Annotated in this window: 21 protein-coding genes; 8 read left to right on the forward strand and 13 right to left on the reverse strand. The window is 70.3% G+C overall.

Annotated features, from left to right (window positions below; all coding sequences use genetic code 11):
• Positions 1 to 88: 88 nt before the first annotated feature.
• The 4 genes from ACQPZF_RS32330 to ACQPZF_RS32345 all read right to left on the reverse strand — a co-directional run bounded on the left by ACQPZF_RS32330 (position 89) and on the right by ACQPZF_RS32345 (position 3594).
• Positions 89 to 577, reverse strand: coding sequence for a helix-turn-helix transcriptional regulator (locus tag ACQPZF_RS32330; protein WP_433263484.1), 489 nt, complete (start codon positions 575 to 577; stop codon positions 89 to 91).
• Between the two features lie 191 nt (positions 578 to 768).
• Positions 769 to 930, reverse strand: a complete 162-nt coding sequence (locus tag ACQPZF_RS32335) for a hypothetical protein (protein ID WP_433263486.1) — start codon at positions 928 to 930, stop codon at positions 769 to 771.
• Positions 931 to 1339: 409 nt separating this feature from the next.
• Positions 1340 to 2470, reverse strand: a complete 1131-nt coding sequence (locus ACQPZF_RS32340) for a CaiB/BaiF CoA transferase family protein (protein ID WP_433263488.1) — start codon at positions 2468 to 2470, stop codon at positions 1340 to 1342.
• A complete protein-coding gene (locus tag ACQPZF_RS32345; protein WP_433274800.1) occupies positions 2470 to 3594 on the reverse strand; it encodes an acyl-CoA dehydrogenase family protein in 1125 nt (374 codons plus the stop codon). Before ACQPZF_RS32345 ends, ACQPZF_RS32340 begins: the two co-directional genes overlap by 1 nt.
• Positions 3595 to 3724: 130 nt before the next feature.
• On the opposite strand from ACQPZF_RS32345, the gene ACQPZF_RS32350 reads away from it, so the two are divergent.
• From ACQPZF_RS32350 to ACQPZF_RS32360, 3 genes are all read left to right on the forward strand, one after another.
• Positions 3725 to 4168, forward strand: coding sequence for an N-acetyltransferase family protein (locus tag ACQPZF_RS32350; RefSeq protein ID WP_433263490.1), 444 nt, complete (start codon positions 3725 to 3727; stop codon positions 4166 to 4168).
• A 271-nt stretch (positions 4169 to 4439) separates the two neighbouring features.
• Positions 4440 to 5642 carry an acetyl-CoA C-acetyltransferase gene (locus ACQPZF_RS32355; RefSeq protein WP_433263492.1) on the forward strand — a complete coding sequence of 401 codons (1203 nt, stop codon included), beginning with the start codon at positions 4440 to 4442 and terminating at the stop codon, positions 5640 to 5642.
• Entirely contained in the window at positions 5642 to 7705 is a 2064-nt protein-coding gene (locus ACQPZF_RS32360) for a 3-hydroxyacyl-CoA dehydrogenase NAD-binding domain-containing protein (RefSeq protein ID WP_433263494.1), read from the forward strand. Before ACQPZF_RS32355 ends, ACQPZF_RS32360 begins: the two co-directional genes overlap by 1 nt.
• Positions 7706 to 7792: 87 nt before the next feature.
• Here the strand turns inward: ACQPZF_RS32360 and ACQPZF_RS32365 are convergent, their stop codons facing one another.
• From ACQPZF_RS32365 to ACQPZF_RS32385, 5 genes are all read right to left on the reverse strand, one after another.
• Positions 7793 to 8257 (reverse strand): hypothetical protein, encoded by a 465-nt coding sequence (locus ACQPZF_RS32365; protein WP_433263496.1) that lies wholly within the window; start codon positions 8255 to 8257, stop codon positions 7793 to 7795.
• 59 nt (positions 8258 to 8316) lie between these two features.
• Complete coding sequence (locus ACQPZF_RS32370) at positions 8317 to 9432, reverse strand: helix-turn-helix domain-containing protein (protein ID WP_433263497.1); 1116 nt, start codon at positions 9430 to 9432, stop codon at positions 8317 to 8319.
• A gap of 612 nt (positions 9433 to 10044) precedes the next feature.
• A complete protein-coding gene (locus ACQPZF_RS32375) occupies positions 10045 to 13497 on the reverse strand; it encodes a phosphodiester glycosidase family protein (RefSeq protein WP_433263499.1) in 3453 nt (1150 codons plus the stop codon).
• Positions 13498 to 13612: 115 nt separating this feature from the next.
• Positions 13613 to 14605: an AraC family transcriptional regulator gene (locus ACQPZF_RS32380; protein ID WP_433263501.1), complete on the reverse strand. Its 993-nt coding sequence runs from the start codon at positions 14603 to 14605 to the stop codon at positions 13613 to 13615.
• A 248-nt stretch (positions 14606 to 14853) separates the two neighbouring features.
• Positions 14854 to 15414, reverse strand: coding sequence for a DM13 domain-containing protein (locus tag ACQPZF_RS32385; RefSeq protein WP_433263503.1), 561 nt, complete (start codon positions 15412 to 15414; stop codon positions 14854 to 14856).
• A 119-nt stretch (positions 15415 to 15533) separates the two neighbouring features.
• Here ACQPZF_RS32385 and ACQPZF_RS32390 point away from each other — a divergent pair, with 119 nt between their 5' ends.
• Both ACQPZF_RS32390 and ACQPZF_RS32395 read left to right on the forward strand, forming a co-directional pair.
• A complete protein-coding gene (locus tag ACQPZF_RS32390) occupies positions 15534 to 15932 on the forward strand; it encodes a hypothetical protein (protein WP_433263504.1) in 399 nt (132 codons plus the stop codon).
• Positions 15929 to 17026, forward strand: coding sequence for a winged helix DNA-binding domain-containing protein (locus tag ACQPZF_RS32395; protein ID WP_433263506.1), 1098 nt, complete (start codon positions 15929 to 15931; stop codon positions 17024 to 17026). Before ACQPZF_RS32390 ends, ACQPZF_RS32395 begins: the two co-directional genes overlap by 4 nt.
• Positions 17027 to 17036: 10 nt before the next feature.
• On the opposite strand, the gene ACQPZF_RS32400 is transcribed toward ACQPZF_RS32395, so the two are convergent.
• Positions 17037 to 17432 (reverse strand): hypothetical protein, encoded by a 396-nt coding sequence (locus ACQPZF_RS32400; RefSeq protein WP_433263508.1) that lies wholly within the window; start codon positions 17430 to 17432, stop codon positions 17037 to 17039.
• Between the two features lie 231 nt (positions 17433 to 17663).
• On the opposite strand from ACQPZF_RS32400, the gene ACQPZF_RS32405 reads away from it, so the two are divergent.
• The 3 genes from ACQPZF_RS32405 (at position 17664) to ACQPZF_RS32415 (ending at position 19872) form a co-directional block, all read left to right on the forward strand.
• Complete coding sequence (locus ACQPZF_RS32405; protein WP_433263510.1) at positions 17664 to 18695, forward strand: LacI family DNA-binding transcriptional regulator; 1032 nt, start codon at positions 17664 to 17666, stop codon at positions 18693 to 18695.
• A gap of 355 nt (positions 18696 to 19050) precedes the next feature.
• Positions 19051 to 19431 (forward strand): RNHCP domain-containing protein, encoded by a 381-nt coding sequence (locus tag ACQPZF_RS32410; protein WP_433263512.1) that lies wholly within the window; start codon positions 19051 to 19053, stop codon positions 19429 to 19431.
• A gap of 24 nt (positions 19432 to 19455) precedes the next feature.
• Complete coding sequence (locus ACQPZF_RS32415; protein WP_433263513.1) at positions 19456 to 19872, forward strand: RNHCP domain-containing protein; 417 nt, start codon at positions 19456 to 19458, stop codon at positions 19870 to 19872.
• Between the two features lie 105 nt (positions 19873 to 19977).
• Here ACQPZF_RS32415 and ACQPZF_RS32420 read toward each other — a convergent pair whose 3' ends face one another.
• Genes ACQPZF_RS32420 through ACQPZF_RS32430 form a run of 3 tightly spaced genes read right to left on the reverse strand, consistent with a single transcriptional unit; the run spans position 19978 to position 23114 of the window.
• Positions 19978 to 21399 (reverse strand): GH1 family beta-glucosidase, encoded by a 1422-nt coding sequence (locus ACQPZF_RS32420; RefSeq protein WP_433263515.1) that lies wholly within the window; start codon positions 21397 to 21399, stop codon positions 19978 to 19980.
• 4 nt (positions 21400 to 21403) lie between these two features.
• Positions 21404 to 22237 (reverse strand): carbohydrate ABC transporter permease, encoded by an 834-nt coding sequence (locus ACQPZF_RS32425; protein ID WP_433274802.1) that lies wholly within the window; start codon positions 22235 to 22237, stop codon positions 21404 to 21406.
• Positions 22238 to 22253: 16 nt separating this feature from the next.
• On the reverse strand, positions 22254 to 23114 hold the full coding sequence (locus ACQPZF_RS32430; RefSeq protein WP_433274804.1) for a carbohydrate ABC transporter permease: 861 nt from the start codon (positions 23112 to 23114) through the stop codon (positions 22254 to 22256).
• Positions 23115 to 23123: the final 9 nt, after the last annotated feature.

Below are 23123 nucleotides of genomic sequence, written 5' to 3' on the forward strand. Positions count from 1 at the left end.
GGAAGGGGCTCCTCGCGTAGGAGCCCGCCCTCCCGGTTGGTGCTAGTCCCGACTCACGTCGCGCCCCTCACGGCGCGACGCCCGAACCTCACGCAACGCCGTCCCGGCGCTGCCGCTGCAACCTGGCCACACACCAGGCCGCCGCGCTTCCCCGACGCAGGTGCTGGAGCACCGTCATCGGTCCGAGTCGACGTCCCAGGTCGGCGGGCGTGAGCCCGGCCGCCCGGTAGTCGAGAGCCCGTTGGTCCAACGGGCTGATACCCGCGTCCCACCACAGCTCCGCCTCGGACAGGTCGCCCACCAACTGCCAGTAGCTGGCGGCGGCCGCGAGCAGGACCTCGGGCACCTCGGGAGCCCGCTTCCTCATCGCCGCCACGTACGCCGGGTCCGCGGACTCGACCCGAACCAGTCCGCGTGACCCGCCATTCGCCCGCTGCACGGGGATTCCCGGCGCGGACGGTGGGGCCTCGGCCAGCCACTCGTCCTTGATCCGGTTCACCTCTTGCAGCTCGGCGTCGTCCGAGCGCTCAGCCGCCCACTGCCGCAGCAGCTCGTCGACTCCGGAGTCCTCGACCATTCTGCCTCCTCATCGGTCGAAGATCAGCCAATGCAGCGCACCGTATTAGCGGGTACCGACAACCGCTAGACCCTGGATTGTCAAAAACCCTGTTACCAGGGCGTTATAGCCCTCATTCCACCCAGACGGTGCAACGGTCGGACTTGACCGTCACCCCGGGTGACCAGACCACCGAGGCCTCGCGAGGTGGACTAGCCGAAGAGCCCCCGGACGAACGTGATGATCGACTCGGCGCCCTGGCGGAGCCAGCCGAGGCCCGTCTTCACCGCCTCCGCGGACTGGTCGGGCTGGGTGATCAGGAGGAACAGCAGCAGCGCGACGGCTGCCAGCGTCACCACCTTCTTGACGTTCACGAGTCCCTCTCCGTCCGTTCACAGGTGCCCGGCCGACAGGCGTGGTGCCCGCCGTGTTACCCGCCATGGTCCCCCATTCACCCGGACGATGAACGCCGGACCCGCCGTGATCCCACGTCTGGGCGTACGATCACGCAGGGAGCTACGCCTGAGCCGTGCCGGCAGTCACCCGAACGGACGATCAAGGGCCGCCGGGCCCCGGCCGATGACCAAGGTACGGGCCACTCGCCCACTCCCCCTGGCACTGACACCGAGGTTCCGCGACATCGTCATCCCTCCGCCGCAAGCCGCGCCGATCACCCGGTTGCGCTGACCCACACACCGTGCGTCATTAGGCCGACACCGGCCGTCCTCATTCTTCCGCGCACTCCGGGCGATTTAACGCGGCCATTTTCCGGTCACCGTTCGGTCACCCCACGACGCCGGCCCGACGTAGTTCCGCGATCTCCTCGTCGGCCAGTCCCAGCGCCTCCAACACCTCGATCGTGTGCTGCCCCGCCGAGGGCGGCACGGAGGGTGTCTCCGCCGGAGTGCGGTCGAAGCGCGGCGCGGGCGCGGGCTGCGCCAAGCCCCCTACCTCCACGAACGTGCCGCGCGCGGCGTTGTGGTCGTGCCCGGCGGCCTCGTCGGGCGTCAGCACGGGGGCCAGGCAGGCGTCCGTCCCCTCCGCCAGCGCCGCCCATTCATCCCTCGTTCGAGTGGCCACGGCCCCGGCGATCCGCGCCCGCAGCGCCGGCCACTGCGCCGGGTCGTGCCGGTTCGGCACGTCCGGGCCGGTCAGCCCCAGCACGACCAGCAGGTCCGCGTAGAACTTCTCCTCCAGCGCCCCGATGCTGACGTACTTGCCGTCCGCGGCGGCGTACACGTCGTAGAACGGGGCCCCGCCGTCGAGCAGGTTCGTGCCGCGCTCCCCCGGCCACGACCCGGCGGCCTTCATGCCGTGCAGGAACGTCGTCAGCAGCGCCGCGCCGTCCACCATGGCGGTGTCCACCACCTGCCCCTTCCCGGACCGCTCGCGCTCGTACAGGGCCGCGAGCACGCCCATCGCGAGCAGCAGCCCGCCGCCGCCGAAGTCGCCGACGAGGTTGAGCGGCACGGTGGGCGGCGCGCCCGCCCGCCCGATCGGCTCCAGCGCGCCGGCGAGCGCGATGTAGTTGATGTCGTGCCCGGCGCGGTCGGCCAGCGGCCCGTCCTGGCCCCAGCCCGTCATCCGGCCGTAGACCAGGCGCGGGTTGCGGGCCAGGCACTGCGCGGGCCCGATGCCCAGCCGCTCGGCCACGCCCGGCCGGAAGCCCTCGACCAGCACGTCCGACCGCTCCACCAGGCGCAGCACCAGCTCCGCGCCCTCCGGCCGCCGGATGTCCACCCCGATCGACCGCCGGCCGCGCCCGAGGACGTCGCCGGGCACGTCGAACCCGCCGGACACCCGGTCGACGCGGACCACCGACGCGCCGAGGTCCGCGAGCACCATGCAGCCGAACGGCGCGGGCGCGAGGCCCGCCAGCTCGACCACGCGCAGTCCCGCCAGCGGCCCGCCCACTAGAGCGACCTCGCGATGATTTCCTTCATGATCTCGTTCGTCCCACCGTAGATCTTCTGCACCCGCGCGTCCGCCCACGCGCGCGCGATCGGGTACTCGGTCATGTAGCCGTAGCCGCCGAATAGCTGCACGCACTCGTCCACGACGACGCAGAGCCGCTCGGTGGACCACCACTTGGCCATGGCCGCCGTGGGCACGTCGAGCCTGCCCTCCAGGTGCGCCTCGACGCACTCGTCCACGAACGCGCGGGTCACGCGGGCCTCGGTGGCGCACTCGGCGAGCTTGAACCGGGTGTTCTGGAACTTGATCAGCTCCCGGCCGAACGCCGTGCGGTCCTTCACGTAGTCCACGGTGAGGTCGACGGCGGCCTCGATGCCCGCGATCGACGCGACGGCGATGATCAGCCGTTCCTGCGGTAGCTGCTGCATGAGCTGGACGAAGCCCTGCCCCTCGGCCGAGCCGAGCAGGTTGTCCGCGGGCACCCGGACGTCGTCGAAGAACAGCTCGGCGGTGTCCTGCCCCTTGAGGCCGATCTTGTCCAGCACCCGGCCGCGCCGGAAGCCGGGCGCCAGCGGGGTCTCCACCACCAGCAGCGAGATGCCGGTCGCGCCCTGGCTCGGGTCGGTCTTGGCCACCACGATCACCAGCTCGGCCTGCGCGCCGTTGGTGATGAACGTCTTGGACCCGTTGATGACGTACTCGTCGCCGCTCCGGACCGCGCGCGTCTTCACGTTCTGCAGGTCGGAGCCGCCGCCGGGCTCGGACATGGCGATCGCGCCCACGTACTCGCCGCTCGCGAGCTTGGGCAGCCAGCGGTGCTTCTGCTCCTCGGTGCCGTAGGCGAGGATGTAGTGGGCGACGATCCCGCTGTGCACGCTGTTGCCCCACGCGCTGTCGCCGGCGCGGGCCTGCTCCTCCAGCAGCACCGCCTCGTGCGCGAACGTGCCCCCGCCACCGCCGTACTCCTCGGGGACGGACACGCACAGCAGGCCGAGTCCGCCCGCCTTGGTCCAGAACTCGCGGTCCACGTGCTTCTGCGCGGCCCAGCGTTCGAGGTTCGGGACCGATTCCTTCTCGAAGAACGTCCGGGCGAGCTGACGGAGCTGGTCCAGGTCGTCGGTCATCCAGGGGGAACGGCGCGTAGGCATGGCGTCGACGGTCCCACCGCCACCGGCCCGCCGCCATGACCGCCACACCCACAACTGCCGGCCGATCGTGAGCACAACTGTCAGGGTGGTGCGCAACACTGCGGACATGAACCTCCGAAGGCTGTCCCCCAGGGACTGGGCGACTTGGCGTGACCTGAGGCTCACCGCACTGGCCAGCGACCCGCAGGCGTTCGCCTCGACGCTGTCGCGCGAGCAGGACTACGACGAGGCCCGCTGGCGCGAACTGCTGCATCCGCGGTGGGGTGTGAAGGTGGTCGCAGAAGCACCGGATCCGGTGGGAATCGTGGCCGGCGTGCCCCACGACGACCATCCTGACGTGCTGTACCTCTACTCAATGTGGGTGATACCGCCGTTCCGCAGGCGCGGTGTCGGAGAGGCCTTGGCCGCAGAGGTCCTCGCCTGGGCGCGCGAGCACGGCTGGCGTCGCGTGCAGTTGCGCGTGTACCGCGGCAACCTCGCCGCCCGCCGGCTCTACGAGCGGCTCGGCTTCTCCGGCGAGGGCGAGGTGATGAGCTTGGCGGTGAGCTAATAAGTCACTCCTTGCGGTCATGGGCTTGCCGGTCACGGCTGCCTACCGTGGGAGCCTGACGTCCCCCGACCACCCTGTCGGGCGGTGGGATGTCCGGCCGGCGACGGGTATCCGGCCGCCGGCCGGGCCGCACGCGGCCGAACGCGCGGGACAGCTCGGCAGCCGATCGCGGGCCGGGTGGCCGAGGGGCCGCCTGACCGGCGCGTCGGCGATCGTGCACAGCTCAACCGACTGTGCGACGACCGTTTACACACACCGGATTGGAAGGGCGATGAGCGAAGCCTTGATCTTCGACGCGGTGCGCACACCGCGTGGCCGGGGGAAGCGCGGCTCGCTGCACAGCGTGAAGCCGATCACCCTGGCCTCCGGGGTGCTCGCGGCGCTGGCGCGGCGCAACGACCTGGACACCTCGGCGGTGGACGACGTGGTTTTCGGCGTCGTGTCGCCGGTAGGCGAGCAGGGGTCGGACATCGCCCGCACCGCCGTGCTGGCGGCCGGGTGGGATTTGAGGCCGGCCGGCGTGCAGCTCAACCGGTTCTGCGCGTCGGGCCTGGAGTCGGTGAACCTCGCGGCGGCCAAGGTGGCGTCCGGGTTCGAGGACCTGGTGGTCGCGGGCGGCGTGGAGTCCATGTCGCGGGTGCCGATGGGGTCCGACGGCGGCGCGTGGATGGCCGACCCGGAGACGAACCTGGCCACGAACTTCGTGCCGCAGGGCGTGAGCGCGGACCTCATCGCAACGCTGGAGGGGTTCAGCCGCGAGGACGTGGACGCGTTCGCGCTCAAGTCGCAGCAGCGGGCGACGCTGGCGCGCGACAAGGGCTACTTCGACCGGTCGATCGTGCCGGTGGTCGACCAGAACGGGCTGGTGGTCCTGGACCACGACGAGGCGATCCGCCCGGAGACCACGCTGGAGGGGCTGGGCGCGCTGAAGGCGTCGTTCTCCTTCCACGGCGACCTCGGGTTCGACGCGGTGGCGATCGACCGGTATCCGTCGGTGGAGCGCATCGACCACGTGCACACGCCGGGCAACTCGTCGCAGATCGTGGACGGCGCGGCGGCCATGCTGATCGGCAACGCCCGCGCCGGCCGCGACCTCGGCCTCACGCCCCGCGCGCGCATCCTGTCCGTCGCGGTGGTCGGCTCGGAGCCGACGATCATGCTCACCGGCCCTGCCCCGGCGGCGCGCAAGGCGCTGGACCGCGCCGGCCTGTCGGTGGAGGACATCGACCTGTTCGAGATCAACGAGGCGTTCTCCTCGGTGGTGTTGAAGTTCCAGCGCGAGCTGGACCTGCCGGACGAGAAGGTCAACGTCAACGGCGGCGCGATCGCCATGGGCCACCCGCTGGGCGCGACCGGCTGCATGATCCTCGGCACCCTGCTGGACGAGCTGGAGCGCCGGGACCTGCGCCGCGGCCTGGCGACGCTGTGCGTGGGCGGCGGCATGGGCATCGCGACGATCATCGAGAGGGTCTGATGGCCATCCACTACGAGCGGGACGACGAAGGCATCGTCACCCTCACCATGGACATGTCGGGCTCGGCGAACGTGATGAACGCCGAGTACCACGAGGCGATGGGCGAGGCCGTCGGGCGGCTCGAAGCCGAGCGGGACGACATCACGGGTGTCGTGCTGACGTCGGCCAAGAAGACGTTCTTCGCGGGCGGCGACCTCAAGCTGCTGATCCAGGTCACGTCGGACAACGCCGGTGAGGCGCTCGGCTTCCTGGAGGATGTGAAGGGCCAGTTGCGCCGGCTGGAGCAGCTCGGCAAGCCGGTCGTCGCCGCGATCAACGGCAGCGCGCTGGGCGGCGGTTTCGAGATCGCGCTGGCCTGCCACCACCGCGTGGTGCTGGACGACGACAAGATCAAGCTCGGCCTGCCCGAGGTGACGCTGGGCCTGCTGCCCGGCGGTGGCGGCGTGACGCGGATGGTGCGGCTGCTCGGCGTGCAGCCGGCGCTGCCGCTGCTGATGGAGGGCAAGCAGCTCAGGCCCGCGCGGGCGTTGCAGGCGGGGATCGTGCACGCGCTGGCGTCGTCCCGCGAGGACCTGATCGCGCAGGCCCGTGCGTGGATCAAGGCGAACCCCGCGCCGCAGCAGCCGTGGGACCAGCCGGGTCACGCGGTGCCGGACGTGAAGTTCGGCGACCCCAACGTGTACGGCCTGCTCGCCGCCGCGCCCGCCGTGCTGCGCAAGAAGACCCACGGCGTGTACCCGGCCCCGGAGAAGATCCTGGCCGCGGCGGTCGAAGGCGCGCTGGTGGACTTCGACACCGCGCTGAAGATCGAGGGCCGGTACTTCGTGGAGCTGGTGTCCGGCCAGGTGTCGAAGAACATGATCTCGACGTTCTGGTTCCAGCTCAACGAGATCGGCGCGGGCGGTTCCCGCCCGTCCACTGTGGACGCTTCGAAGGTGACCAAGGTAGGGGTGCTCGGCGCGGGCATGATGGGCGCGGGCATCGCCGAGGTCAGCGCCAAGGCCGGCATCGAGGTCGTGCTGAAGGACGTGACCCTGGAAGCGGCGACACGCGGCGCCAACGGGAATCCCGGTATCACGCCGACCGATTCCGACGCCGACCTGGCCGGCTGCGACCTGATCATCGAGGCGGTGTTCGAGAACCGCGAACTGAAGAACAAGGTCCTGCCCGCGGCCGAGTCCGCCGCGCTGCCGGACGCCGTGATCGCGTCCAACACGTCGACCCTGCCGATCACCGGCCTGGCGTCGGCCGTCGCCGACCCGTCCCGGTTCATCGGCCTGCACTTCTTCTCACCCGTGCCGAAGATGCGGCTGGTGGAGATCATCCGCGGCGAGCAGACGTCCGACGAAACCCTGGCGCGGGCGTTCGACTACGTGCTGCAGATCGGCAAGACCCCCATCGTGGTCAACGACAGCCGCGGCTTCTACACCTCGCGGACCTTCGGCACGTACGTGACGGAGGCGACGTCGATGATCGCGGAGGGCGTCCAGCCGGCCCTCATCGAGAACGTGGCGAAACGCTCCGGCATGGCCGTCGGCCCCTTGGCGGTGTCCGACGAGGTAACCCTGACCCTGCAACTGAAGATCCGCGACCAAACCCTGGCCGACGACCCGTCGATCGCGGGCGCGCTCGGCGACCACCCGGCGTTCAAGGTGCTGGAGGAGCTGGTCGCGGAAGGCCGCACCGGCAAGGCGAGCGGAGCCGGGTTCTACGAGTACCCGGAGGGCGCGAAGAAGTTCCTGTGGCCGGGCCTGGCGCGGTACGCCCGGGACGACGCCGGCGTGACCGAGCAGGACGTCGAGGACAGGCTCCTGTTCATCCAGTCGCTGGAAACCGTGCGGTGCCTGGACGAAGGTGTACTGACGTCGGTCGGGGACGCCAACGTGGGCAGCGTGTTCGGCTTCGGCTTCGCACCTTGGAGCGGCGGAACCCTACAGTTCGTCAACGCCTACGGACTCACCGAGTTCGTGGAACGGGCGGACTACTTGGCAGACACCTACGGCGAACGCTTCCGACCTCCCGCTTCACTGCGGGAACGCGCCGCCAAGGGCGAGAAGTTCTAGCACCGACATGACGCTGGGGAGCCCGGCCCCAACCGGGCTCCCCAGTCGTACCTGTGTGTGCATGGCAGTTCGAAGGGCCGAGCCGATTCAGACCAGTCCCTTGCCTCGTGCCCAAGGGACAAATCCGCCGAGCCCACAGGGATAGCGGGCACCCGTCTTGATCAGGATGTCGACGAAGCTGCTCGCGCTCGCCGGGGAAATCCGTCCGGCGCGGACGGCCTCGGTGATCACCCAGAGGCTCCCGTGCACCGGTAGACCGGCCCGCGCGGCGACCTCTCTGGCGTCCTGGTCATCGATGATCGCCATCGCGCCGTGCACCTCCGCCCACGCGCACACCGTGGCCTCGCCGAGGTTCGCCCCTCGCGCGGGGTCGACTCCCATCGCTTCCGACCAGCGGACCGTGGCCAACAACTCGTCCAACTCGTCCACGTGCACGACTTCGATCCAGTCGAGGGGCAGCAGGACGTCGTTGCGCTCCAGCTCGCTGATCACCGTGGCGGTCGTGACGTTGCGCCACGGCTCGGGTGATCCGTACGCACAGTCGCCCAACACATCGAGACGGTCGGCGACACTCGCGTGGAACAGCGGTGACGTGTCCCGGACAGCGGTTATCACAGGGGACGATCCACTCCGGTCCGCGTTGGCAGATCAGCCACCGACTCGACCGCTCCGTGCAGCATTTCGAGCGCACGCACTCCGGTGATCAGCGCACGTTGGTACGCGGACAACACGGACTGCTTCCACACGGCAGACGTGGTACCGAGGGAAAGATCCACCGCAGGTGCGCTTCCGAGCACCGACAGGAAGTCGCCGTGCACCGGCTTGCGCGCCGCAAGAGTGCTACCGGAAGCCGCATCGATCAGCCCGTGCTCCTTCGCGGTACGGACCACCAGCGACCACGACACCCGATACCGCGCCGCGACGCGGACCAACGTCGGCCATGGATCGCCGGCTCCCTCCGCCGCGAGCGCTCCACGCAGATCGTCACCCGGCAACAACAACTCCTGGGCGAACGCGTTGATGAGACGCTCCCGTTCGTCACGGCTGGCACCGACCCCCACGTCACTGGAGTAGGGGTCCTGGAGCAGGTGGTGCCCCAACTCGTGCGCCGCCGTGAACCGCCTGCGCCCCGGATCGGCTTGATCCCCGATCACCGAAGCGCCATGACCAGGCGCCTCGTCCACCTGCACACTCGCGCCGTCGGCATCGCGATGCACGACCAGCATGTGCAATCCCCAGTATGCGCAGACATCCGCCAGAGGACCAAGCGGCCCTTCGGGCGCACCCATGGCGCGACGGACGCGCTGCGCGAAGGCCTGCGCGGCAGCCACCGTGGCCAGTTCTTCGCGCGGCCAGTCCGGGACCGCCGCAGCGGGCAGCAGGTCGGCCTGAGCCAGCCAGGCGACATCCCGGGCATGCGCCTCCAACGCGATGTCAAGCCGCCACACCTCGCGCGCAGCCGCATCCGGCTCGTCAACGACGGCGGCCCGCCTGGAGACCACCGCAGCCAGCGGACTGTGCACGAAGTAGCCCAGCGGCACCTCGAACAACTCGGCCAACCGAGCCAAGTCCAGCGCCGACACCTTCCGAGCACCCGACTCCATGCGCATCACGCCCGTGCGGTCGATCCCCAGACGAGCAGCGACCTGGTCCTGCGACAGCTTGCACAGAGTGCGGGCAGCCCGTATCCGACCGCCGATCTGCCTCCAATCGAGCTGCTGCACCATAGCGCGATTTTCGCACAACTCGCAGCTCAGCGCGACCCTCTAGACACCACGACCGCAATCATCACCCTACCGAGCACCCCACCACTCTCCGCGCTCTTGCCCTCGGCGCCGTGGCGCGCGCAGCGCGCACTCCGGTCGGTGGGCTGCGTGTCATCCCCGTATGGCCTGCCCGCAGGGAACCGCGCTTGGGTGGGGAGTGCAAGCACGCTTTTCGCTTGCGCTCCCCACCCAAGGGTGGTGGTCTTTGACCAGGCCATGCGGGGATGGCACGACGCCCTGGTCCTGCTTTTGTGATCATCCTTGGCGGCCTGCCTGTCCGGCGAGGACGCTTGAAGCTCTTCGTCGAAGCGCGATCGCGACCGCTTCAAGACGAAGAGCGGGCGCTCGCCGCTGGGCAGGCCTCCGGGGAGGAAATGCCAAGGCGTCGTGTTCTCCCCGTATGACCTGGTCAAAGACCACCACACTTGTCAAGGAGGTGCAAGCGAAGAGCGTGCTTGCACCTCCTTGACAAGCGCGGTTGCCCTGCGGGCAGGCCATACGGGGAGAACACGAGGCCCCTTCTTTGTGCTCGCGCAGGCTTCCGGTCGGTCGGTGTGCTCGCGCAGGCTTGGGTTATGCCGCCTTGCGGCCTCGTTCGGGCCAGGCGGTGGTTATGTCTGTCCGTTGGGTTACCCCGTTGACAGTTACGGCCACGGTTGTTCTGCCTGGGCGTAGTGCGGTGAGTGTGCCGGTTGTGGGGTTCAGCCAGGCTACGTGCCAAGGGCGTACGCCCGACTTCTGTCCGATGTGGACGTTGAGTGAGCCCTTCCAGTCCGTGCTCACCGGGTACTGCACCGGGACTTGGCGCGTCCCCTGCGTGATGGAAGCGGTTACCTTCGCAGGCGACCCGACGAGGACCGTTTCCGGGGCAGTCAAGGAGAGGGCGTCCACGTGTGGCCTGATTTCCGCTGCTACCCATTCCTGGCCGTGTCGTGGTGACGGGTCCACGCCGAGTAGTGACCAGCCCGAGAAGCCGCCTTCCGCCGGAGCCTTGCCGGAGTTTCCGTTGATCAGGTAAGGCACACCGTCCACTCTGGACGCATGGAAAACACCTACGTGCGCACCGATGAACAGTGCGCCCTTGCCGGTGGTGCGGCGGAAGTCCGCCAGCCAGTCCTCCACCAAGTCGGCTTCCAGCCTGTCGTTCAACTGACTGCCCTTGGTAGGCGTCGGATCACGAGGGGGATGGTGCTGCATCACAACGACGGACTTGACCGCGCTGTGGTCGCGAAGGGTGTTGCGCAGCATCACGGTCTGGTCGAAGCCGCCGCCTCGTAGGGTGCCGGTGGACGAGTCCAGCAGTACGAAACGGGTGCCCTTGTGGTCGAAGACTCGGTTGGTGGTGCCGAATTCGCGGCGGAAGTTGTCGATTCTGCCCGGACCCATGATCTCGTGGTTGCCCGGCACGTAGTACCACGGTAGGTCGTCGCCCAGTTCCTCGGTGAGGACGCGTCGGGCCAGTGCGAGGTCTTCGGGTGCGGCCTCGTCCACGAAGTCTCCGTTGATCACTACGAAGTCCGGCTTCTGCGCTTTGATCTCGCGCAGGGTTCGCCGGGCCGCGCGTACCAGTTCGCTGTCCGGGTTGCGCGCCACGAATTGGGCGTCCGACATCACCGCGAACCGCCACCGATGTCCGTCGACCGTGCCGTCCTGGACCACCACTCGGTCCGAGATCGGTTGAGCCGCAGGCAGATCCACCGCGGGCGGCACCTTGGCCACGATGTCGTCCACCAGTACTTCACCGGTGTACTGACGGTCCGCCTTGGTTTCGATGGTGTAGAACCTGTTGACCCGCAACGGGAACTCCAGACCGGCGGGCACCGCGACCTCCAGGTATCGCCAGCCGGTCCAGGTGATGTACGGGCCGTAGAGGGACCTGGTGAGTCCGGCGTTGTCTGTCACGGTGAACGCCGTCCACTCGCCACGGCCGTGTCCGTACACCCACGCGCCCAGCGCCAGTGGCTGGCCTTCTACCACGATCGGCTTCGGTGGGATGGCGTAAGCCGTGCGGGTGCCGGTGGACTGGCTGAAGTCATACTCGATCTTCAGGCCGGGGCCGGTCCGTCCGGCGACCGGGGCCACCGAGCCCGAGCCGCGTGCCGAGCCGAACGTCCAGGACGCGCCGTCGTCGAAGCCTGCGATCAGTTTCTCTTCCAGGCCGACGGTCACCGGCACACGTACCAACTGCCCGCCGACGCGGGCGGTGACGGTGGTTGCGCCCGGGTTCAGGGCCTTGACTCGTAGCGTGCCGTGGTCGCCTGGCGCGATGTCTACCACCGCGCGGTCGTAGTCCAGGGCGATATCGGTCGGCTCGATGGGCGCGGTGAAGCCTTCGGGGTCGTGGCCTACGACGCCTAGTGTTCCGGTGCCGCCTGTTTCCGGCAGGCTGAGTCGGTTCGAGGTGGCCGACAGCCGGGTGAGCGGGCCGAGCACGGTCAGCTCGACTTCGCCGGTCACGCCGCCGCGTCGGGCGATGGCCTTGGTCGTCCCCTTGGTGGCCGCGCGGAACACGCCGTCCGTGACCCAGCCCACGTGCGGGCGGGACGACTGCCAGTGGCGGGCCTGGTCTCGGGAGGGGCCGTAGGTCTCGTCGTAGCCGTCCGCGACCAGTCGCCGCGTCAGGCCGGGGAACACGCGTTCCGGGTGGCCGCCTGCCACGGTGTCCGCACCGGGTGCTCGACGTGGGTCGATCGCGGTGCGCGTCCAGAAGCCGGTGAGGTTGCCGCTGCCTTCCGGCGCGTAGAGCGCGAGACCGTTGGGCACCGGGCGTTCCCCGCCGTCCGACGGCGTGTTCTCCACGACCACGGCGTCCGTGCCCGGTGTGCGGGCGAGCATGGTGGACGAGCCGCCGCCGTCGAGGTTGAGCGCGTTGTGCGCGCCCATCTCCTTGAGCATCGACGCGATGTCCCGGAGGTTCAAGCCGAGCAGGAACGGCGCTTGGCGGCCGTCCACGGTCAGCAGGAACATCTTCTTGCCGTCCGCGGAGAAGCCGACCGCCGTGCGCGGGTGGAGCGGGTCGTCGGGCGCGACGACCGTGCCGTCCTTGATCAGCAGTTGGTTGCCGCCGATCGCGGATTTCGGTGTGCCGCCGTCGTTTGCCTTGGCGGTGTAGTCGACGGAGATCCGCCGGCCCGGCGTGAGGCCCGCCAACGCGTCCGCGCCCGCCTCACGGCCGACCAGGACGTAACCGTCGGCGGGTATCGGGTCGTCGCCCGCAGCGCCGCGCAGTTCGGTGACGATGTCGTTGCGCACCACCACTTCCGTGACCTTGGTCGCGCCGCGGACGGCGCGGGCGCGGCTGTAGGCGCCCCACAGCGGGTTGAACACGCCGACCGCGCCGACTCCGATGGATGCGCTGTTGAGCTGTGCCAGCGGGATCGTGCTGCCGTCGGGTCGGGTGACCCGGCCGTCGAAGAGGATGTCCATCACGCGGCCGATGCCGGCGGCGTCGATGCCGACCGCCCGCTGGTGGCCGGCGGCGGGCGACTTGACCGTCGTGCCGCTCCGGATGCCGACGCCTTCGGGGGCGTTGGAGTTGTTGATGTCGAAGAAGTCCCCGTTGACGGCGGCCACCGCGCGGGTGCGGTTCGCTTGCGCGGACAGGGGTTCGGCGCTGGTGACGTGGCCGGGGTGCAGGTAGTCGACCTTCGTGCCGGCGGTGAGGTCGACGGTCAGCGCGTCGCCGCGCACCCAGCCGCCCGCGTCGCCCGGCTCGTACCAGTCGAAGGAACTCAGGGACACGCCCGGCGCGACCGGGCGGGTGGTGCGGACGGTCTCGATGCGCCGCGCCGGGTCGACGGCGGACCTGGTGGAGACCGCGTCGGGCAGGTCGAGGACGCCTGCTCCGGCGCGGTCGGGCTCGGCGACGGCCGAGGGCGAGTCGGTCGCTTCGGCGGCGGTGGTGGAGAGAGCGCCGGCCGGTTCGGCGGCGGTGGAGACGACGCCGACCGGTTCGGCGTGGGCGGGTGGAATCGGGATCAGGGCGAGGACCAGGGTGGCCGCGAGTGGCCACACACGTCTGGACACGAGGACTCCGCAGCGGTGTGGTGAACGACTTTCCCGTCGCAAGTTCACCCTGTTGGGAGTTGTCCGCATACGGCCATTCGGCCGCAATCACGGCCGCCGGCAAGCCACCCTCGCACTAGGTAGCAGCTCCCGTCCGGTACGCGCCAGGGCTGTTGCCCGTCCACCGCTTGAACGCCCGGTGAAAAGCGCTCGCCTCGGAGAAACCCAGCCGCAGCGCCAACTCCTCCACCGACTCACCGCCCCGCACCAGGCTCGCCACCGCCTGGTCGCGCAGCAGTTGCTCCCGCACCTCGCGGAACGACGTCCCCTCCGCCGCGAGCTTCCGCCGCAACGTGGGCGCGCTGACCCCCAGCCGCGCGGCCACGTTCTCCAGCCCCACCACCCCGCTACCGAGCATCCGCCGCACCTGGCTGGACGCGTCCGCCCCGTAGTCCCGCCGGGACAGCAGCTCGGCGGGCGAGTTGCGCAGGAACCGCCGCAGCGCGGCCTCGTCCTGCACCACGGGCATCCGCAGGAACCGGGTGTCGAACGTCAGCACGGTCTCCGGCGCGGCGAACCGCAGCGGGCACCCGAAGATCAGGTGGTACTCGGCCGCGTGCGGCGGCTCCGGGTACGCCAGGTCGACCGCGCGCAACGGGATGCGCCGGCCGATCAGCCACGACGAGAACCGGTGCCACAGCACCAGCAGCGACTCGATCAGGAACCGGTCCGGGTCGTCCACGCCCTCGGCGGCCAGCGTGAACCGGGCGACGCCGTCCCGCTCGCACAGCGTCATCGACGGCCGGACGTCGAACAGCCCGTAGAACGCGAGCCCGCGCCGCAGGGCGTCCTCCAGCGAGGAGCAGTGCACGGCGAGCAGGCACATGGTCGGGAACGTGCCGCGCTTGCTGCGCTGCGGCCCGAAGCCCATGAACTCGTCGTCCAGCACTTCCCACAGGTTCTGGATCAGCTTGCTGTACTGAGCGGGCGTCACCCGCGCGCGGTCGTCGGCCAGCAGCGCCTCGGGAATGCCCGCGATGGCGAGCAGCTCCGACACGTCGTGCCCGTGCCGGATGGCGCCCCGCAGGGCGGCCGTGACGTAGTGGATCGCGATGGTCCTCGTGAGCATCACTCACAGTGTGACAGCACCCGGGAATGGCCGGGTGCGGCGGCGCGGCGTGGGGAGAGAGACATTACCGCGCCGCCGCACCCGGTGGCCCACCCCAGTGAGCCGGCGCCTCGTCGATGGGGCATCCGCCCGCCCATCCACGAGGGACGATGTGGCGCCCACCACTTTAAGTGGTCTAGACCAGATACGTCAATACGGCGAAAAGGCTATATCTGGCCCAGACCAATGCGGGATTTCGTGAATACCTGTCACGTCTGTTCCAGCGGTGCTACGGCGAAGCCGGCGGAGAACCTCGCGCACCAGATCACGACGCTGCGCACGCCGGTCAGGTCGGTGCCGGCGGGCACCTCGTACACCTGGTTGCCCTGGTTCGCCTTCAACTTCCCCAGGTTCGTGAAACCGGAGCCGAACGCCGCTTCCGCGGAGTCCGACGCCTTGTCCGACAGGTACACGTAGAGATCCGGGCCGTCGCTGGTGTCCAGCGCCGCGAACTGCACGGCGTGGCCGCCGCCCGGCAGGCGCACGAGGGTCGCGCTGCCGGTCGTCGCGTGCTCCAGCGAGCGGAACGGGCCGGACGCCAGGGCGACCGGGCCGGCGGGCGTGGTCGTGGTGGTCACCACCGGTGTGGAGGCCGTGGGCTCCACCGCCGTCGACGTCGGCGTCGACGTCGGCGTGGACGTCGGCACCAGCAGCGCCTCGTTGGCCGTGGTGTTGGTGAACACCCGCCACGGCTGGAACAGGTACAGGCCCACCGCCAGTGCCACGACGAGCACCGCCGAGACTCCGATCACCACCACACGCTTGGACATCGCACGCCTCTCCGTTTCGTCTGTTTCGACAACTCTGACGAATCGGACACCCATCAGAGTCCCGGAAACGCCTTACGAACTTCTGACGTCTCGCCGGCGGCGCGGGTTAGGGTCGGCGCGTGGGTGAACGGACCGGTCTCGCCGTGGTGGCCTCGCTGATGCTGGGCTGCGCGGTGTTCGGCCCGTTCCCGCACCCGGTGCCGCTGCTGTTCGCGATCGCGGCGATGGGCGCGGCCAACGCCGCGTTCCCGCTGATGCGCACGTTCGGGTCGGCCCTGCTGGGCGGGGTCGCGGCGGCGGGCATCGGGTTGGCGGCGGTGCCGTTCGTGACCTGCTCGTCCGAGCGGTTCACCGAGGTTTTCACCTGCACGGGTGACGCGCCGACGTGGCACATGACCGGCGCGGTGCTGGTCGCGGGCCTGTCCGGCGCGGCGCTCGTGCTGGCACGGGTGCTCGGCGCGGCGAGCTTGGAGCGGCGGCTCGCGGTGATCGAGCGGGCGGTGAAGGAGCGAGAGTGAACGTGACCTGGCGGCAGGTTGCCGCGTGGCGTGTCCGTGCGCACAGCCTGGACGTCCGGCGGCCCGCCGAGGACGCCCTGGACGTGGTGTCCGAGCTGTGCGGCCTGCACGCGCAGTTGATGGCGTCGGCCGAGGCGACGCTGCACGCACGGGTCGACGGGCTCCCTCCGGACTTCGTCGCGAAGGCGCTGTGGGACGACCGGACGCTGGTCAAGACGTGGTCCATGCGCGGCACGCTGCACCTGCTGCCGTCCCGCGAGTACGCGTTGTGGCAGGCCGGTTTCGCCACCTACCAGCACTACCGCAAGCCGGTCTGGCACCGGGGCTTCGACATCACCGCCGAAGAACTCGAAGCCCTGCTGGAGGGCGTGTCGGACGCGTTGAAGGGGCAGGTGCTGACCCGCGCCGAGCTGGCCGACGAGGTGGCCCGGCGGACGTCACCGCACATCGGCGACAAGCTGCGGGAGAGCTGGGGCGTGTACCTCAAGCCGGCGTCGTTCCAGGGCCGGCTGGTGTTCGGGCCGGGTGAGGGGCAGCTCGTGCGGTTCACCCGACCGGACACCTGGATCGACGTCGGCCCGCCGCCGGCCGACGCGGTGGCGGAGATCGCGCTGCGGTTCCTCGCCCAGCAGGGGCCCGCGACGCGGGAGGAGTTCGCGCGCTGGTGGGGCGTCAGCCCGGCGGAGGGCGGACGGGTGTTCAAGACGTTGGGTGATCGGATCATGCCGGTCGAGGTCGACGGTGTGCCGCGCTGGTTCCGCACCGATTCCGCGTCCGCGTTGCGGGACGTCGAGCCGGTGGCCGGCGTGCGCCTGCTGCCCGCGTTCGACCAGTACGTGGTGGCCGCGAGCAGGCACGCCGAGCACCTGCTCGACGGCGGCTCGCCGGCCCGGGTCTACCGGCCGCAGGGGTGGCTGTCGCCGGTGCTGCTGGTGGACGGGCTGATGGCCGGTGTGTGGTCGGCCGAGCGCAAAGGACGCCGCACGGCCGTGACCGTGGAGCCCTTCCGCTCGTTGTCCGCAAAGAGGCGGAAGGCCGTGCTCGCCGAGATCGACCGGATGGCGGAGGCGGCCGACGTGACGTGGGTCGACTGAGACCTGTCGATCAAGCGGTACTGTTCTGCCGCCTTACCGTTTGCGCCAACAACGAGAAAACGCCCACGAAGAGATGTCGGAGGTCGGCCGTGCGGGTGCTCTGGGCTGCGAGCGGCCTGGCCGTGGCGGCGTCGGCGCTGACCGGCGTGCTGATCGGCGTGTACATCGACGGCATGGACGACGGGCAGAAGGCCGAGCCGCCCGCGTCCACGTGGATCACCAGCAGACCGTCCGCCACCTCCAGCACGTCGACCACCGTGCCGAGCGTGGTGACCACCGACCCGGTGACCGCGCCGACGAGTTCGACCACCTCCCGCCCGCCGACGACCGTCACGACGACGACCACGACGCCACCTCCGGCGCCCGAGACGACGACCGTGCCGCCGACCACGACGACGACCTCCACGTCGAGCAGCTACCAGCGCGGGGTCTGGCCGTGCCACGTCCTGAACCGCAACCCGCCGCCGGGGTGTCCCGACTGAGTTCGCCGGGCGCCGCCGACCGGTGCCGGCACGGCGGCATCGTTCCGGCGGGAGGGCGGGTCGCTGGGCGCGTCCCGACGTGAGAGCGCTTCCAAGCAGGTGGGGACGGGCTAAGCTGAGTCGGTCAGGCTCGGTGTGGCGAGGAGTTGGTGTACGTGTCCGTCCAATCGCACTCCAGCGCCCGGCCCACGCTGGAGGACGTGGCGGCCAAGGCGGGCGTCTCGCGTGCGACGGCGTCCCGGGTGCTCAACGCGTCGCCGAGGGTGAGCCCCGAGGCGCACGAGGCGGTGACGGCCGCCGTGGTGGAGCTGGGCTACCAGCCGAACCAGGCGGCGCGGGCACTCGTGACCCGGCGGACCGGCGCGGTGGCGGTGGTCTTCTCCGAGCCCGAGCCGAAGATCTTCGACGACCCGCACTTCGCCTGGCTGATCCGCTCGGCGGCCCGGTCGCTGGCCGACGCGGACGTGCAGATGGTGCTGCTGCTCGTGCACTCGCCGGAGGACATGGCGCGGGCGGAGCGGTTCCTGGCCGGCGGGCACGTCGACGGCGCGCTGATGTTCGCGCCCCACAAGGGCGACCAGTTGCCTGCCGTGGCGCGGAAACTGCCGCTGCCGGTGGTGTGCGCCGGGCGGCCCTGGGGCCCGCTGCGCGGGCTGCACCTGGTGGACCACGACAACGAGGGCGGCGGGGTGCTCGCGACCGAGCACCTGATCTCGTTGGGGCGCAAGAGGATCGTGTCCGTGACCGGGCCGTTGGACGAGCACTCGGCGATGGACCGGCTGGCGGGGTGGCGGTCGGCGGTCGGTGCTTCCGACGACGAGGTGGCGTTGTCGACCGAGGACGGCGGCTTCTCGCGGGAGGGCGGGAAGCGGGCCATGGCCGCGTTGTTGGCCCGGGTGCCCGATCTCGACGCGGTGTTCGTGGCGAGCGACCTGATGGCGGCCGGGGCTCTGGACGCGTTGCGCGAGGCAGGCAAGCGGGTGCCGGAGGAGGTGGCCGTGGTGGGGTTCGACGACCACCCCATGATCGCGCCGCACACCTCGCCGCCGTTGACCAGCGTGCGGCAGGACACCAGCGATCAGGTGAAGCACATGGTGACCCACCTGTTGCGGCTGCTGCGCGGGGAACCGATCCGGGCTCGTCGCGAGGTCCTGCCGACGGTGCTGGTGCGCCGCGCCTCCGCCTGAGCGCGGGAGCCTGGTCGGTGCTGTCCTTGACGGGGCATGGGCCGTCGCCGCGAAAACACGGTGGCGGCCGCCGGGGCCCGGTGGGTAGCGTCCGACCCGTCCGACCGTGAACTCGTGGGCGTCAACGCCCTGGAAAGAGCTGATCTATGCCCCGGCATGGGCCGAGTGTGCCTCCCCACCGCACCTCGGCCGGGTCCTGTCACTGACCGCTCGCGCGCGTCGGTTTTCCCGGCATCCTCCGGTGCGGCTTCGGGCTGCCCGTTTTCCGACACGGCCCGCCCCACGGGTGAGGACCGCTCGGCCCCCTCCGGCCTTCGACCGTACGAAGTACGAGATCCGGCTAGGAGAGTTCCGGGTGTCCAACACCGACAAGAAGAACAACCCATCCCACTCCGGCTCGCGCACGGAGACCTTCGCCTGCGTGTGGTGCGGGCTGACGGTCGCCGCGGCGGCCCCCGACGGCAGGCGGCGCAACCACTGCCCGAGCTGCCTGCACTCCCGGCACGTCCAGGACCACGTCGAGGGCGGGCCGTCCGAGTGCCAGGCGCGGATGTCGCCCATCTCGATCGCGGTGCTGCGCAACGGCGACTGGAAGGTCGTCCACCGCTGCACGCGGTGCGACGAGCTGACCGCGAACCGGGTGCAGGGCGACGACAACCAGCTCATCCTGATGCGGCTGGCCGTCCGCCCGCTGGCCCAGCCGCCGTTCCCACTGGAGGTTTTCGGCGACCTGTGAGGTCGTCGGGGACGGGAGAGGACCATGCCACGGCACAACTCGCGGCACACCGACCGGCGCGTCCAGCGGCGCAAGGACGCACCGCCCGGCGCCGACCGGCGGCCCGGCGGCGCGTTCCGCTGCGCGGGCTGCCGGCTGGACGTGCCGCTCGCCGCGCCCGGCACGGCGCACCGCAACCACTGCCCGCAGTGCCTGAGCAGCCGGCACGTGGACGGCCGGGTGCCCGGCGACCGCGCGGCCGACTGCGGTGGGCGGATGGAGGCGCTGAGCCTGTCGATCCGACCGGACGGCGAGTGGCTGCTCATCCACCACTGCCTGGTCTGCGGTGAGCTGAGCGCCAACCGCATCGCCGGCGACGACAGCCCGCTGGCGCTGCTGAGGATGGCGGTCCGGCCGCTGTCCGACAGCAGCGTCCCGGTGCGGGCGTTGCTGGCGCTGTGACACCAGGACCCCGGCGTCGACCCTGCCCGGTCGACGTCGGGGTTCCGGCGTCGACCCTGCCCGGTTGACATCGGGGTTCCGGCGGCGGCGAAAGCCGTGAGCCGGTCAGCCCAGGTCGTACCCGCTCGTCGGCACGGCGTTGCGGCTGATCACCCGCGCCAGGGTCCGCCCGCTGTGCTTCACCGTCCGCGCCTGCGTCCGGTAATCGACGTGCACGATCCCGAACCGCTGGCTGTACCCCGCCGCCCACTCGAAGTTGTCCAACAGCGACCAGGCGAAGTACCCGCGCACGTCCACGCCCCGCGAGATCGCCGTGTGCACGGCCCGCAAGTGGTCGACCAGGTAACGGGTCCGTGCCAGGTCGACCACCTCCCCGTCACTCACCGCGTCGGGGAACGCCGACCCGTTCTCGGTGATCACCAGAGGCACCGCCACGTCCCGGCCCAGCCGCTCCAACAGCTCCGTGAACGCCCGCGCGTCCACCTCCCACCCGAACCCGGTCAGCTCACCCCGCGGCGGCAGCAACGCCACGCCCCTCAACCCCGCGAAAGGCCCGTCGGGAACGTGGTCGGCCGGCGCGGGGGCGACCCGCGTGGGGCTGTAGTAGTTGACGCCCATCCAGTCGACCGGGCTCGCGATCACCTCCAGGTCCCCGTCGCGGACCACCCTCTGCCAGTCGCCCAGCCACGCTGTCCGCGCAACGACGTCCTCGGGATAACCCCGTCCCGCCAACGGGTCCAGGAACAGGCGGTTCTGCAACCCGTCGACCTTGTGGGCAGCCGCGCGGTGCGCCTCGTCGTCCTGGTCGACCGACACCGAGCACAAGTTCAGCACGATCGAGAACCGGTGGTCGGCCGGGGCCGACGGTCTCATCGCCCGCATGGCCAACCCGTGGCCGAGCAGCAGGTGGTGGGCGGCTTCGAGAGCACCGCGCGGGTCGACCAGGCCGGGCGCGTGGATCCCGTTGCCGTACCCCAGGAACGCCGAGCACCACGGCTCGTTGATCGTGGTCCACAGTTGCACGCGGTCCGCCAGGTGGGCGTGGGTGAGGGCCGCGTAGTCCGCGAACCGGTAGGCCGTGTCACGGTTGCGCCAGCCGCCGTGGTCCTCCAGTTCCTGCGGCAGGTCCCAGTGGTACAGCGTGGCCACGGGTTGGATGCCCCGGTCCAGCAGCTCGTCCACCAGGCGGTCGTAGAAGGCCAGCCCCCGGGGCTCCACCCGGCCCGCTCCGGACGGCTGGATCCGGGGCCACGCCAGGGAGAAGCGGTAGGCGCCCAGGCCCAGCTCGGCCATCAGCCCGACGTCGGACGCGTACCGGTGGTAGTGGTCGCACGCCGGTTCGCCGGTGTCCCCTCCGTGGACCTTGCCCGGTGTGGCGGCGAAGGTGTCCCAGATCGACGGCCCGCGGCCGTCGGCCGTGGTGGCTCCCTCGATCTGGAAGGCGGCTGTCGCGGCGCCCCACACGAAATCCGGTGGGAAGCGCAGCAGCTCCTGGCCGACCTGAGCCTCCGGGTCGGTTGTGGTCATGTGTTCACCCCTTCACGGCGCCCTGCATGATGCCGCCGACGATGTGGCGGGCCAGCAGGAGGAAGATCCCTACCACCGGCAGCACCGCGAGGGACGCGCCGGAGAGCATGAGCGAGTAGTCCGTGTAGTACCCACTGGCCAAAGTGGACAGTGCGACCTGCACGGTGGGACTGTCGTTCGGGTCGAGGACGATCAGCGGCCAGAAGAAGTCGTTCCAGGCCGTCATGAACGTGAACATCCCCATCACCGCCGCCTGTGGCCGCACGGCCGGGAACGCCACGTGCCAGAACGTCCGCAGCACCGAGCAGCCGTCCATGCGCGCGGCCTCGACCAGTTCGTGCGGAACGGATTCCTCGCACGCCTGCCGCATCCAGAACACCGAGAACGCGCCGATCAGCGCGGGCACGATCACCGCTTGCAGGGTGCCGTACCAGTCCAGGTCCGACATCAGCAGGTAGAGCGGGATGACACCGAGCTGGGTGGGCACCATGGACGTGCCGACGACGACGAGGAACAGCGAGTGGCTGCCCCGGAAGCGCAGGCGGGCGAAGGCGAACCCGGCCAGCGTGCCCAGCACGACGTTGGTCAGCGCCACCGTCCCGGCGACGATCAGCGAGTTCTGCATCGCCAGCCAGAAGTCGACGGTGTCGAAGACCCGGCTCAGGTTCTCGACCAGGTTGCCGCCCGGCACGAGGGACGGGATGGCGTCGCCCAGCGCCGAGTTGTCCTTGCTGGCGATCAGGAACGAGTAGTACAGCGGGAAGGCGGACGCGAGGAGGATCACGACCAGCAGCGCGTACGCGATCGGACCGGCGTTCGTCAGACGCCGTGCGGTCAGGGCGGCCACGGCGCGGTCACCCCTTGGACGCGATGCGCCGCGTCAGCGTGAAGTTCACCAGGGCCACCAGGAGGATCAGCAGGAACAGCACCCACGCGATCGCCGCCGAGTAGCCCGCGTCGAACAGCCGGAAACCCTTCTCGTACAGGTACATCACCAGGGTCTGGAACTGCCGGTCCGCGCCGCCGGTGCCGAGCGCCGTGCCGCCCGGGTCGAATAGCTGCGGCTCCACGAAGAGCTGCATGCCGCCGATAGTGGACACGATGACGGTGAACAGGATCGTCGGGCGGATGCTCGGCACCGTGATGGACCAGAACAACCGCCACCGCGACGCCCCGTCCAGCATCGCCGACTCGTACATGTCCTTGGGCACGGACTGCATGGCCGCCAGGTAGATCAGGGCGTTGTAGCCGGTCCACCGCCACATCACCATGGAGCTGATCGCGAGGTGCGACGCCCACGTCTCGGCACGCCAGTCGACCGGGTCGACGCCGACCAGGCCGAGCAGGTGGTTGACGATGCCGAAGTCACGGCCGTAGAGCTGCGCGAACACCAGTGCCACGGCCGCCACGGAGATCACGTTGGGCAGCAGCACGCCCGCCCGCCAGAACGACCGGCCGCGCAGCCCGCGGTCCAGCAGCGCCGCCAGGCCCAGCGCCGCCAGTAGCTGGGGCACGGTGGACAGCACGAACAGGCTGACCGTGTTGCCCAACGCGTTCCAGAAGTTCCGGTCCGCCAGCAGCTCCCGGAAGTTGTCCAGGCCCGCGAATCCCTGTGCGCCGTCGATGAGGTGCCAGTCGTGCAGCGAGACCCACGCGGTGAACAGCAAGGGGTACAGGCCGAAGACGCCGAACACCACGAAGAACGGCGCGACGATCAGGTACGG

This window comes from Actinosynnema sp. CS-041913 (assembly GCF_050942485.1).
Taxonomy (GTDB): Bacteria; Actinomycetota; Actinomycetes; order Mycobacteriales; family Pseudonocardiaceae; genus Actinosynnema.